The following is a 12,580-nucleotide window of genomic DNA, read 5'->3' as shown; positions in this document are numbered from 1 at the left end:
AGAGCCGCCATAATGGCAGACTCTCTCTTCCTTCCAGCTCTTGCAGCTTACAACTTAATCTTCTGGCCCAAACGCGCGCTCTCTACCGCGCCGAACACCATGGCAACACTCTTAATATTGTCGTGGCAGTTCGTCTCGGCCGGACGATTCTCCTCGAGTGCTGCGAACATTTCGTCCATGCAGCCGAAGTGACCTTCACGTCCGTTCCATTCTTGACTGCCTTCCACCCGCTTCATTTCACGAATGAAGCCCTCCGCTTTCGAACGATCTAAGCTTTCGCCGTACGGCATCGTTGCTCCGTCCCAGCGCGCGCTTCCCTCGCTGCCGGTGACGCGCCAGTTCGATTCCCATGAAGTATTCAGTCCATCTGCGCACCAGGAACCGTTATAGGTAAATACCGAACCGTCGCTCATTTCAAAGATACAAACGGCCGCTGCATTTCCTTTGTACCAAGAGCCCGGAGGGTTATATTCGTGGCAATAAACCGAAACCGGATCAGCGCCGCTCAGGAAGCGGGCCTGGTCGAAGGTGTGAATCGCCATATCCACGATCAACGGATTATCCATCAGATCGCGAAAGCCGCCAAAATGCGGTCCGAGAAAGAAATCCGCATGTATCGCGCCAACCGTCCCAATTGCTCCGGAGCCGATCAAATCCAGGAAAGTACGGATTTGCTTGTTATAGCGGCGATTTTGCATAACGGCATAGCTTCTGCCTGTTTCTTTGCTTACCGCTACGATTTCTTCCGCGTCAGCATACGATTCGGCCATCGGCTTCTCGCCCAATACGTTACAGCCTGCGCGCATGGCCGTTGTTACGATCTGTTTATGACTGGCCGGAATGGTAACATCAAACACAAGATTGGCATCCGTTTCTGCTAAAGCCGTCGCCAGATCCGTGAAGGTCGGTACTTGCAGGCCGCGTTTAGCCGCTTGTGCTTTGGCGCTTTCTTCATAGATATCGACTAGGCCGACAATTTCAGCATTTTCCCGTTCAACCGCGTAATCGATCCATGTATTGGACATGCCGCCGCAGCCTGCTACCACAATGCGATGCTTCATCGTTCATCGAGCTCCTTCTATACCGGATTAGGAACAAAGTCGCCGCCGCGGCAGCGTTTCAAATAGTTGAGACCGTGCACTTGACCTGTCATCTCCAGCTCATCCCTGTAGACCGGATCATGCCAGCCCTCGATATCGATGCTGCCTTTGTAGCCGGCTTGACGCAGAATGGAGATAATATCGGTCCAGTTGGAATCGCCGAATCCCGGCGTCCGGTGCCAAACAAATTCACGCGGACCGTGAATGCCATATTCCTTCACAACATCCCATGCGATTGTAGCATCTTTGCCATGGACGTTGAATATTTTAGATGTCCATTTGCGAAGCTGCGGAATCGGATCGATCAGGCTCACCATCTGATGGCAAGGCTCCCATTGCAGGCCGATGTTGTCCGCCTTCACCGTATTGAACATCATTTCCCATGCCGTCGGGTTATGCGCAATATTCCATTCACCGCGCTCCCATGTGCCGCCCATATCGCAATTCTCGAACGCGATCCGAACGCCGCGTGACGCTGCCCGTTTGCTCAACTCACCGAACACTTCACCGAATCTCGTCATGGACTCGTCAATGCTGCCGGGCATTCTTCCCGTAAATCCGGTGACAAGGTCCGTGCCGAAAGCTTCTGCAGCATCTATTAACCGCTCCCAGCTGGCTAATGTATCATAGTTGTCGCCTGCGCCGGTGAGAGGATTGCCGAATATGCCTAATGTCGAGATCACAATATCGCGCTCTGCCAGCTGCTCTCTGACTTGGTGAGCGAGCTCCTTCAAATCTGTGCCTTGCGTCGTTTGCCAGAACGTTAAGCCGAACGACTCGAAGCCGTGCGGGATGATTTGCGGGAGGACCGATGCTGCTGTACTGCCGTTAACAAGTGTTCCGATTCGAATATTGTTCACGATTTGTTCCATCACCTTTCCGATCGATTCCAGATGCTGTATCTGCTCCTATCGTACCGAAAGCAGGAGGTTGAAACTAGAAACAAAATTGCGAACAATTCGTACAATCTTATGATCTGTTAGACTATAAAAGCGATTCCATTTGAGATTCAACCCGCTTATGACGTAAAATCGTACGTATAGACAGGAGGCTGTCCCTATGACGGTAAGTCCGTTTAAAGAGAATACTTGGATTCCCGACCGTACCTTTCCCATCAATGTGTTTATCGTGAGGGACGTGCATTTGCATTGGCATGATCATATGGAGTGGGTGTATGTCAAAGAAGGACGCGCCCGTGTGCAAGTCGATGCTTCTTTTATGCCATTGAATAAGGGCGAATTAGCGTTTATCAATACGAAGCAGCTCCATGGCGTTGTGACGCTCGAGCCGGATACAGAGCTTATATGCATCGTGTTTAACGAGGCATTGGTGCGAGGAAGCGGGCTTGATATTACGGAGCATCATTATTTCGTGCCCTACTTGCAGCAGCAGGTGAAGTGGCCAAGCTTGATGCAGGCGACAGCTCCCTACATCGATGAGATGAATCATTCCTTCGCGAGGCTGGTAGAGGAATTCCAAGGGAAGCAGCCGGGGTATGAACTGCTCGTGAAAGCAGAGCTGCTGCGGATCTTCGGGCTTTATTTTCGATATGCCCAGCAGCACACGGACTTATCTCTGCCGCGCGCACAGAAGCCATATGATTTCACGCATTTGCTCCAAACGCTGCGCGAGCGTTACCAGGAATCGATCAGCGTGAACGACGCCGCGCGGATGGTGAATTTAAGTCCGACTCATTTCTGCAAAATCTTCAAGCAGGTCACCGGCAAAACCTTGATCGAATACATTCATATGCTGCGCGTGCAGGAAGCCGAGCGGATGCTGCTGGATACCGATTATCCTGTTGCCGAAATCGCCGAACGTGCGGGCTTCTCCAATATGACTTATTTTGGTAGAGTGTTTAAGAAGGTTCGCAACTCGACGCCGTCAGCAATCCGCAAGGGACATCTGCCGCAGCCATGACTAGGAGGGACTTATCTGTTTCCGACATTAGAAACCGAAAGACTGATTTTAAGAGAGTTAACTGACGCGGATGCGGCTGGGATATTGGATTGTTTCTCGAACGTGGACGTGATGCGTTACTATGGACAAGAAACGCTCGAACGATTGGAGCAAGCTGCCGCTTTCGTGGAGCTCTTTGCTCGTAATTATGAAGAGAAACGCGGTATGCGTTGGGGAATTCAGCGCAAAGACAGCGTAGATAACCGTATCATCGGCACGATTGGATTTAATGCTTGGGCGCCTAAGCATCGCAGAGCCGAGATCGGCTATGAACTCCATCCGGACCACTGGCATAAAGGGTATGCGTCGGAGGCTGTTGCAGCGATCGTCGCCTACGGTTTTGAACAGCTTGAACTGACAAGAATCGGTGCGGTTGTTTTTCCGGAAAATAAGGCTTCACATGCCTTATTAACGAAGCTCGGCTTTCTGCAGGAAGGGGTTCTGCGCGATTATATCGTACAGGACGGCAAGTCGTATGACACGAATGTCTACAGCCTACTAAGCCATTCCTTAAAATAACGAAGTCCGCAGCAGCAGGCGACTCAATCCCTCCTTATGGAGTGAGCGAGCCGACAGCCGATGCGGACTTTGTTATAGCTGCTAGTTAAGCTTTCTTCACGTAAAGGCGTCCCGTCTCTTCCCAAATCTCGCCCGGAGCAAGGCTGAACAAGCCGATTTCATCCGCAGGCATGTCCACATGCGGCGCATTCACAAGGTTGATTTGCGGCTCTGGGCAGAAGAAACCTTCTGTTGCGCCGTTATTCCAAATCATCCACTGCTTGTACGAAGTACCAACATCGTAAACGAGCGTGATCCCATGTTTCGTATCGGTCAGCTCCATCCGATTGCGGCCATTTTGGGCTGCAGCCGTATAGTGGTTGTCCAGCGATTCGAAGAACGGATAAACGCCTTCGCCTTTCATCAGCTCTTCGTTCTTAGACAGCGGCTGATGTTTGCCTGTCGGCAGCATGCGCTCGCTCATCTCCCAGCGCTCGCCGATTGTCAGTTTCAAGCGGTAGTCTTGCGCGGAACCGCCCGGAACGAACGGCGCATTCACCGAAGTATGGAAAGCGAATAAACATGGCATAACATCATCGCCATCGTTGCGAACCATTACATGCTGGTGCAAACCGTCTGCGCTGATCGCATAACGAAGTCTAATCGTGAATTTATGCGGCAGGTACGTATATACGGCACTCTGCTCATCGACTTGAAGCGATACAATTACATAACTCTCGCTCGCAGTTGTGCGGAATTCTTCAACAACCCAAGTCTCGCTATGTACAAAACCATGCAGATGGTTGCCCGTTGCAGGTTCATTAACCGGGAATTGGTACGTACGTCCGTTCCAAGGAAACTTGCCATCCTCGAAGCGGTTCGGAGGAAATAAGACCGGAATCCCGTGAATGAAGGGTCTCGCCTTAAACGATTCCATTTCGTCCATTGTTGGTTCATGCAGATATTGAGTACCGCTTGCCACATCGCGGAAAGCGATCAGATTTCCCCCAACCTCGGGCAGAATTGCCGCCTCGTAGCGGTCATATCTCAACCAAACTGCCTTTTCTCCCTGATAGCTGCCTTCAAAAGCTCGATTCTCGTCCATCGTCAATTCTACTCTCCTTTAGCTTCTTGGATCGCACAGACTACCTCACTAGATTACCATAGCCATAAGGGGATAATCACCCGAATTCTTCAAAAAAAATCCTCCCCTGCAAGGACCGTCCACATCCGCGTGGACCGTACAGCTCACAAGAGAGGCCTACTGCCATACCATTTGCTAAAATCCGTTGCGCTTCAGCCAAAGTCCGCATACCGTTGTCCAGTTGGCCACATGCGGATCTGATTCCGCCAGTCCCAAGCCATGTGCGCCCTGCTCATATACATGAAGGTCAAACGGAACTCCTGCACGGCGCAGCGCCAAGGCGAATTGCAGACTGTTCTCGACCGGAACTGCCCCGTCATCGGACGTATGCCAGAGGAAGGTCGGCGGTGTATCCGGTGTAACCTGCAGCTCATTGCTCAGCAGCTCGATCATCTCCTCGGACGGATTCGTGCCGAGCAAATTGATCCGGGAGCCCTCGTGTGTATACGGAGACTTCAACGTAATAACCGGGTAGCACAGTATTGTGAGATCCGGACGGCAGGACATGCGTTCAATCGGATCAGCCGCCTCCGGATTCCCTGCATCATAATGAGTGCCTGCTGTAGAGACTAAGTGTCCGCCTGCGGAGAAACCGAGAATACCGATCTTGCGCGTGTTCACGCCAAGCTCTTCGGCACGAAGCCGAACATATCGAATCGCCCGCTGCGCATCATACAGCGCACACGGGTACTGATAGGGTGCTACACGATAACGAAGAACGAATGCCGATATGCCAAGACTATTAAGCCAAAGCGCAATCGGTTCTCCTTCATGATCGGCGCGCATCCCATAGCCGCCGCCCGGACAGACAATCACAACACTCTCGCTGCCTTGGGTCAAATAAGGCGTGAGAGCCGGACGATCCTCGTCGGTCGTTCCTGCAGCAAGCGGTGCACCTTCCGGCCATAGCTCGATTAGCGTGTCCGCAGATCCAACCATTTGATTTCCTCCAGCGTCAGAGTAATCGTTGTCGCTTCCAAACAAGATTTCATTTCCGCTTCATTCCGCGCTCCGATAATCGCTGCCGATTGGAACGATTGGTTCAGCACGTATGCAAGCGCGATCTGGATCGTAGAGAAGCCTTTCTCTTTGCCCAGCTGCTCTGCACGGCGGTAACGCTCCCAATTGTCGTCATTGTAGAATACCCGTACCAAATCTGCATCAGTACGATCTTCAGCCGTAAAGCGGCCTGTGAAGAAGCCTCGTGCTTGTGCCGACCAAGACAGCAGCGGCAGCTCCGTACGCTCATGCCAGCCCAGAATCTCCTCATCAACGCTGATACAATCCGCCCAATACGGCTCTTGTGCTTTCGCAAGACTTAGGTTAGGGCTGCTGAATTCAAAGCCGCGCAGACCATGTTTTGCCGCATACTCATTCGCTTCTTGCAGACGGGCTGTCGTCCAGTTCGAGCCGCCGAATGAACGAATACGACCTGCTTCGATATGCTCATTGAGAATCTCAACGATTTCGCCAACCGGGACGTTAATATCGTCACGATGAAGAGCGTACAAGTCAATATAATCCGTGCGCAGACGCTCCAAGCTGACCATCAGCTGGTCGTAGATGGCTTTCTTATTTACTGTCGGACCCTCGTGGTTCGGATGGCCGCCTTTCGTCCATACATTAATAGAATCGCGGTTTTTGCGCTCCTCCATCCACATGCCGATTGCTTGCTCGCTCTTGCCGCCATAGTAAATAAAGGCCGTATCGATGGTGTTACCGCCGATTGCCGTAAACGCATCCAAATTCTCAGACACCAATTCATATACTTCTGGTGCAAAATAGTCCGATCCCATGATAAGCTGAGAGATGCCCTGCTTAACGCCGGGTAGTGTGATTTGTTTCATCGTTTCATTGACCTCCTACATCGATTAGATGCTAACCCGAGTACGCGAGTAAGCTGATTTCAAACAAGCATCAATAACTTTCATATTGGCCACTGCATCCGCAGGCGTGAAGGAAGCTTCTTTCTCGCCCCATACTACACGGGCAAACTCATCCGCTTGCAGTGCATATTGATTCAATGCCGGCTGCGTCACTTCACGCTTGCCGTCTTTCGAATGTACAAAGAAAGTAGGATTGCCGATATACGCTTCAGGCACTTCAATGCGGCCGTCTGTTCCGATGATTTCAAGCGTGTTGCGGAAAGCCGCCCACATGCCGCAATCGAATGTCAGCGCTACGCTGTTCGGGAATTCCAGAATACCCGATGCCATCATATCGACATTGTCGTGCTCAGGGGAAATTAAAGCATGAACGGTTGCCGCCTCCGGCTCAGCACCGAGCAGCAATCTTGCTGCACTAATCGGATAGCAGCCTACATCGTAGATGGAACCGCCGCCCCAATCTCTGCGGTAACGCACGTTCTTGGAATCGCCTGCATTATTGAATGTGAACGTCCCATGAATACCGCGAAGCTCACCGATTTCGCCGGAAGCGATAATCGCTTGAATATCCTCATAACGAGGATGCAGGCGATACATGAACGCTTCTGCCAGGTGAACGCCGTTCTTAGCAGCAGCATCCGCCATGCGCGCAGCCTCTTCGGCATTCAGTGCGATTGGTTTCTCGCAAAGGACATGCTTGCCTGCTTCCATCGCACGGATGGACCATTCCATATGCAAATGATTCGGTAGTGGAATATAGATAGCATCGATATCCGCATCATTCAAAATTTCTTCATAGCTTCCATAAGCTTTGGCGATTCCGAGCTTCGCTGCGGTTTCTTCCGCCTTTGCCAAGTCACGGCTTGCAATCGCTGTCACTTCTCCGGTTTCGGATTGTTTCGTGCCCGGAATAACGGAATGTACGGCGATTCCGGCACAGCCGATAACGCCCCAACGCAATTTACGTGTCAATGTGATGGCCACCTTTTTTATAAATTGGATTCGACCCTAGTATAGTCCATAATGAGAAGGGAAGAAATATAAAACAACTTCATTTTCATATAACAAAAGCGTCATCAAGGAAGTCGAATTCGACTTGAACCCGCATAAGAAAGTAGGCTGCACCGCTTGGAATATCTATTAGAACTGCTCATTTTCCGCTATGGATATATCGGATTAACGTTCGCGCTTGCGCTTGGCATTGTCGGTGTGCCTGTCCCGGACGAAGTACTGCTCACCTACTCCGGCTACCTTGCAGGCAACGGAACACTGCATCCACTGCTTGTCGTGTTATGTGCCTTTCTCGGTTCTGCATTAGGTATAACCTTGAGCTTCCTGATCGGCATCCGATTCGGGCTTCCTTTCCTGCTCAAATATGGTCCGAAAATTCACATTTCCGCAGCTAAGATTGAACGTGCGCAAGGGTGGATGACTAAATACGGAAACTTGCTGCTCATCCTGGGCTTCTTCGTTCCGGGACTTCGCCACATAACCGCTTATATGGCGGGGATGTCGAGGCTGAAATTCAGTACATTTATGCTGTATGCTTACACCGGCGCGCTGTCTTGGAGCGTTCTCTTTATTTATATCGGCTTCCTGCTGGGCGATCGCTGGCTGCATGTCAAATATTACGTCCATCATTATGGACTTGCTTTCATGCTCTATGGCGGTATTGCGCTATTCGCCTTGCTCTGCTTCCGTATGCTGTTAGCTATGAGGAAAGTGAAAGCCTAACGACAAGAAAGCTCTACCGCAATCGATCGACTGCGAGTAGAGCTTTTTTCTATTCCCCTATTAAATCAAAGCTTGATGCCAAAATACTTCTCCAGCGCTTCATCAAACTCTTGTTTCGTTCCTGTTTGCAGGATAACAGGTGCGCCCTCGCCAGCGAAAATACGGAATTCCTCTCCGGATACCGTATTGCGTCCTTCCTTTGTCCGGACAGCCAGGATCGGAGCTTTTCTAAAAACAGAATCCGGTGCATGCTCACACCAGAAGGTCGCAAACTCATAATCGCCCGCAAGCTGCGGCTCTTCCGTAAAGGAATAAATACGGCTCCACTCCCCTCGCTTCAGCTCACACAGAAACCATCCAAACTCGCTGTCTCGCTCCATTCGGTAGACTTCTTCACCTTGCGTCTGTTCTAATTTCTCTACCAGTTCAATCGGCCGGCGGGGTACGATGCCTCCAACGCCAACATCGACTAAATAGGTTTGCCCTTCAGCTTCTACCTTCAGCACATGATGGCGCCTTTTCGGCGGCAGCGTATCGACGTCACGCCAGAAGCGAGCAACGAGATCCGTAACCGGGTATCCCAGCTCCCTTAGCAGCCAGCCGAACAGCGCATTAAGCTCGAAGCAGTAACCGCCGCGGCGGCGGTGAACGATTTTGTCCATGAGGGCGTCGATTTGCAGGGACAGCGGGATGCCGTTTATAATGTCCAAATTCTCATAAGGCACCGCGTACTGATGACATTCTTGCAGACCGGCGAGCGCTGCTGCACTGCCGTCAAGCGGACCTTGGTAGCCGATCCTCTCGAGGTAGGCCGCAATTTCAGGTTTTACTTCTGTGCGATCAATCGACATCTTTAGTCTACTCCTTTGCCCTTACATCGTAAGGAATGAATACTACTAAGTTTAATTTTCATCGCGAAAATGTTCAATACTTTTCACCCTAATATTGGTGCTGGCGCGTCCGTAAGGTTATACTGGATTGTAGCATGATTTAACAACTGGATAAGGGGTAGCAAAATGAACCAACAGAAAATGATCATCGATGCGGATACAGGGATCGATGACGCACTAGCCATCCTGTATGGCATTAAATCCGGCAAAGCGGATATCGTAGGGATTACCACGACCTTTGGCAATATTCCCGTTGATCAAGCAACCGAGAATACGCTGCGAATCCTGAAGCTAGCCGGACAAGAAAACAAAATTCCAGTCAGTCAAGGCGCTTCACAGCCCCTTACTCGTAAAGTAGAAGTTTTCCCTACGCATGTGCATGGCGTTAACGGAATCGGAGATGTAGAGATTCCCGCATCTACGCAGCGTCCTGTCTCGGAACCCGCAGCCGATTTCATCGTTCGCACGGCAGATGAACTGCAGAACGAGCTCGTAATCGTTGCGCTCGGCAGACTCACTAACATCGCGCATGCGCTGAAGAAGGACCCAGAGCTCCCATCCAAAATCAAGCATCTCTACGTGATGGGCGGAGCCGTTCACGTTGCCGGCAATGTGACGCCGACTTCCGAAGCGAACATTTGGGGCGACCCGGAAGCAGCCGACTTCGTCTTCCAATCCGGCTTGAAGATCACGATGGTTGGTTTGGATGTCACGTATCAAACGCGGCTTCGTCAATCTCATCTGGATCTGCTGGAGCAAACCTACAAGCCGGAGAATCGCGAGATTGTCAGCTTCCTGAATCGGTCCATGTCCTACTACTTCAATTTCTACCGCCAGTCGGATGCTTTGCAGCAATGCGCGCCATTGCATGACCCTCTTGCAGTGCTAGTTGCACTGGAGCCCGGCATTGTGCAAACGCAGCAAATGCATCTTTCGGTAGAGTGTAAAGGCGAGCTAACCTTAGGTATGACCGTTGCTGACCTGCGGAGAAAGCCGGTTGTCGGCTCCCCGGTTGACGTTTGCATTCACGTTGATTCGGATCGCGCAATTGATCTTATATTGGAAGTGTTTATATAGAGGCTGGGGACAGGGCAGCATTTGCTGTGCTGTCCCTTTCTTTTTGTTCATTGACTAGGAACTGATGTTCCCTTAATATGGAAATGTATGAATCTTCCTTAGAGGTGATTAGGTGAGACAGCTGAACATTTCGGTATTGCCGGAGAAGAGGGCTCAGATCGTTGATCATGCGGAAATGAAATTGATCGGCATCCCTTGCATTGGCCTCCAAGACATGGGGAGCAAGTACCGTCACGCCAAAGAAAGCTTGCTTGGACTTGCCGCACATATGCCTCAGATTATTAACGCTTCCGTACAATATGGCATGTGGCCGCAGGTTGCTGGGCAGCATGTCCCGAATACGCATGCTTATCTATTATCCGTTGAAGTTTCTACGTTTGATGGAATACCGGAATGGTATGCACGTATGACCGTCCCCGCACAAAGCTGTGTCGTTGCAGCAAGCCAAGATGGCGATTTTGACGGCGCCGGAGAAGTTGTCGACGCCTTTATTGTAGAGAATGATTTGCAGCCAGACCCGCAACCACGGGACTATATCATCTGCGAACGCTACCGCTATAATGCCGAAGGTTTCGCGCGGTATTCATTTCCTATTCTTAAACCGTAAGAACCTAAAAACCAGTCCCCCCACCAGGAGGAACCCATGACCGTATTCCGAGGTGAGAATTACTTCCATCAGGAAGATTTCCCCTTCCATATTGATCGCTATACCATCCAGAAGGGCGAGCATATCCCTTCGCATACGCATGACTTTGTGGAGCTTGTCTTCGTCGTGGAAGGGAGCGCGCTTCATGAAATGTCCGGCCATACGTACCAGCTTGTTGCCGGGGATGTTTTCGTGCTGGAGCCCAACGTCTATCATAGCTATACTTGCTCACCGGAGAAGGAAACGATTGTGTACAATGTTCTCTTCGAGGCCTCCTTTCTTCAGCGCGAGATGGAAGTGCTGCAGCAGATGCCGTCGTTCGTCAACTTCTTCTATCTGGTCCCCTTTCTGCGCAAAACGCAATCCTTCGTGCCCTATCACTCCCTTCAGCCCAGTCAGAAGCTTCAAATCCAATCCCATCTCCAAATCATTTACGATGAATTCCGTCAACAACGGGAAGGCTATCAGCTCATTATTAAGACGCGATGGATTGAATGTCTCGTCTGGCTCAGCCGGTTCCATCACGAGAACCGCAATACGCTGCAGCCCGCTGCCGTCAGTGACAAGGAATGGATGGAGTCCATCGTCAACTTCGTGGAGCTGCATTATTATCAGCCGCTCACCTTGCAGCAATTAAGCCAATTATGCGGCATGAGCGTCTCTTCTTTCACCGCCAAGTTTAAGGAAACGACCGGCCTCAGCCTGCTCGACTATAAGCATGCCGTCCAAATCCGGCATGCCGTGAATCTGCTTGAGACTACCGACAACAAGGTGCTCAACATTGCCCTCGACGTCGGCTTCAACGACGTCAGCTTCTTCAACCGCATGTTCCGCAAGCACACCGGCCAGACCCCCGGCGAATACCGCCGGCGGTTGCATGCGCGAACCTAGCTTTAAACCATCCCATAAGTGTGTTAGCTGCTTTTGGGATGGTTCTTTTTGTTTTGGCTGTACGTGGTGAGTAGCTAGCGCTGAGGACTGCGTCAATAGCGAGAATTCGCTATATGTCGCTCATAAGCGGTAACAGTTACCTCTCATTAGTTAGAGACCGGCTGTTTCACTCATTAAACGGTATCTGTTACCTCTCTTTAGCTGGACACCGACTATTTCACTCATTGAACGGTATCTGATACCTCTCTTAAGCTAGACACCGACTATTTCACTCATGGAACGGTAACAGTTACCTCTCTTTAACCGGTAATATACTGTGTTGCTCCCTGGGCAACACATCCGCCAATAGCCGGCATTTTTCTTGCATGTGTTGCTCCCAGAGCAACACATCTGCCAGTAGCCGGCTTTTTCTTTGCTTGTGTTGCTCCCAGAGCAACACATCCGCCAATAGCCGGCATTTTTCTTGCATGTGTTGCTCCCAGAGCAACACATCCGCCAATAGCCGGCGTTTTTCTTGCATGTGTTGCTCCCAGAGCAACACATCCGCCAATAGCCGGCGTTTTTCTTGCATGTGTTGCTCCCAGAGCAACACATCCGCCAAAAGCCGGCTTTTTCTTTGCTTGTGTTGCTGCCAGAGCAACACATCGGGACTGACCCCATAACGTGAGACAAATTAAAACACCTTCAAGTGAAAGACCCCATGTCGTAAGATGTGGAGGACAACTTGGAGGTGTTTTTGCGTTGGCAACTAGAGT

14 protein-coding genes are annotated in these 12,580 nt (G+C 50.9%); 6 read left to right on the top strand and 8 right to left on the bottom strand.

Annotated elements, in window-relative coordinates; all coding sequences use genetic code 11:
• Positions 1-47: 47 nt before the first annotated feature.
• Positions 48-1,061, bottom strand: a complete 1,014-nt coding sequence (locus AC50Y3_RS00070) for a Gfo/Idh/MocA family protein (protein WP_494816747.1) — start codon at positions 1,059-1,061, stop codon at positions 48-50.
• A 17-nt stretch (positions 1,062-1,078) separates the two neighbouring features.
• Entirely contained in the window at positions 1,079-1,972 is an 894-nt protein-coding gene (locus tag AC50Y3_RS00065) for a sugar phosphate isomerase/epimerase family protein (protein ID WP_494817757.1), read from the bottom strand.
• 187 nt (positions 1,973-2,159) lie between these two features.
• On the opposite strand from AC50Y3_RS00065, the gene AC50Y3_RS00060 reads away from it, so the two are divergent.
• Both AC50Y3_RS00060 and AC50Y3_RS00055 read left to right on the top strand, forming a co-directional pair.
• Positions 2,160-3,020, top strand: coding sequence for a helix-turn-helix domain-containing protein (locus tag AC50Y3_RS00060; protein ID WP_494816746.1), 861 nt, complete (start codon positions 2,160-2,162; stop codon positions 3,018-3,020).
• A 15-nt stretch (positions 3,021-3,035) separates the two neighbouring features.
• On the top strand, positions 3,036-3,578 hold the full coding sequence (locus tag AC50Y3_RS00055; protein WP_494817756.1) for a GNAT family N-acetyltransferase: 543 nt from the start codon (positions 3,036-3,038) through the stop codon (positions 3,576-3,578).
• A gap of 85 nt (positions 3,579-3,663) precedes the next feature.
• Here the strand turns inward: AC50Y3_RS00055 and AC50Y3_RS00050 are convergent, their stop codons facing one another.
• The 4 genes from AC50Y3_RS00050 to AC50Y3_RS00035 form a co-directional block, all read right to left on the bottom strand.
• Positions 3,664-4,662: an aldose 1-epimerase gene (locus tag AC50Y3_RS00050; protein WP_494816745.1), complete on the bottom strand. Its 999-nt coding sequence runs from the start codon at positions 4,660-4,662 to the stop codon at positions 3,664-3,666.
• Positions 4,663-4,836: 174 nt separating this feature from the next.
• Positions 4,837-5,640 (bottom strand): alpha/beta hydrolase, encoded by an 804-nt coding sequence (locus tag AC50Y3_RS00045; protein WP_494816744.1) that lies wholly within the window; start codon positions 5,638-5,640, stop codon positions 4,837-4,839.
• Positions 5,616-6,548, bottom strand: coding sequence for an aldo/keto reductase (locus tag AC50Y3_RS00040; protein ID WP_494816743.1), 933 nt, complete (start codon positions 6,546-6,548; stop codon positions 5,616-5,618). Before AC50Y3_RS00040 ends, AC50Y3_RS00045 begins: the two co-directional genes overlap by 25 nt.
• A gap of 24 nt (positions 6,549-6,572) precedes the next feature.
• Positions 6,573-7,559 (bottom strand): Gfo/Idh/MocA family protein, encoded by a 987-nt coding sequence (locus tag AC50Y3_RS00035; protein ID WP_494816742.1) that lies wholly within the window; start codon positions 7,557-7,559, stop codon positions 6,573-6,575.
• A 156-nt stretch (positions 7,560-7,715) separates the two neighbouring features.
• On the opposite strand from AC50Y3_RS00035, the gene AC50Y3_RS00030 reads away from it, so the two are divergent.
• Positions 7,716-8,321: a DedA family protein gene (locus AC50Y3_RS00030; protein WP_494816741.1), complete on the top strand. Its 606-nt coding sequence runs from the start codon at positions 7,716-7,718 to the stop codon at positions 8,319-8,321.
• 65 nt (positions 8,322-8,386) lie between these two features.
• Here AC50Y3_RS00030 and AC50Y3_RS00025 read toward each other — a convergent pair whose 3' ends face one another.
• A complete protein-coding gene (locus AC50Y3_RS00025; RefSeq protein WP_494816740.1) occupies positions 8,387-9,172 on the bottom strand; it encodes an arylamine N-acetyltransferase family protein in 786 nt (261 codons plus the stop codon).
• A 165-nt stretch (positions 9,173-9,337) separates the two neighbouring features.
• Here AC50Y3_RS00025 and AC50Y3_RS00020 point away from each other — a divergent pair, with 165 nt between their 5' ends.
• The 3 genes from AC50Y3_RS00020 to AC50Y3_RS00010 all read left to right on the top strand — a co-directional run bounded on the left by AC50Y3_RS00020 (position 9,338) and on the right by AC50Y3_RS00010 (position 11,825).
• Positions 9,338-10,288, top strand: coding sequence for a nucleoside hydrolase (locus tag AC50Y3_RS00020; protein WP_494816739.1), 951 nt, complete (start codon positions 9,338-9,340; stop codon positions 10,286-10,288).
• A gap of 112 nt (positions 10,289-10,400) precedes the next feature.
• On the top strand, positions 10,401-10,895 hold the full coding sequence (locus AC50Y3_RS00015) for an AraC family transcriptional regulator (protein ID WP_494816738.1): 495 nt from the start codon (positions 10,401-10,403) through the stop codon (positions 10,893-10,895).
• Between the two features lie 36 nt (positions 10,896-10,931).
• Entirely contained in the window at positions 10,932-11,825 is an 894-nt protein-coding gene (locus tag AC50Y3_RS00010) for a helix-turn-helix domain-containing protein (protein WP_494816737.1), read from the top strand.
• Between the two features lie 299 nt (positions 11,826-12,124).
• Here the strand turns inward: AC50Y3_RS00010 and AC50Y3_RS00005 are convergent.
• Positions 12,125-12,580 (bottom strand): hypothetical protein (locus AC50Y3_RS00005; protein WP_494816736.1); only part of this gene is annotated, 456 nt, incomplete at its 5' end.

The sequence above is a fragment of the Paenibacillus sp. J22R98 genome, from assembly GCF_059383835.1.
Note: the sequence above shows the minus strand (reverse complement) of the source record. Positions and strands in the feature narration are given on the sequence as shown.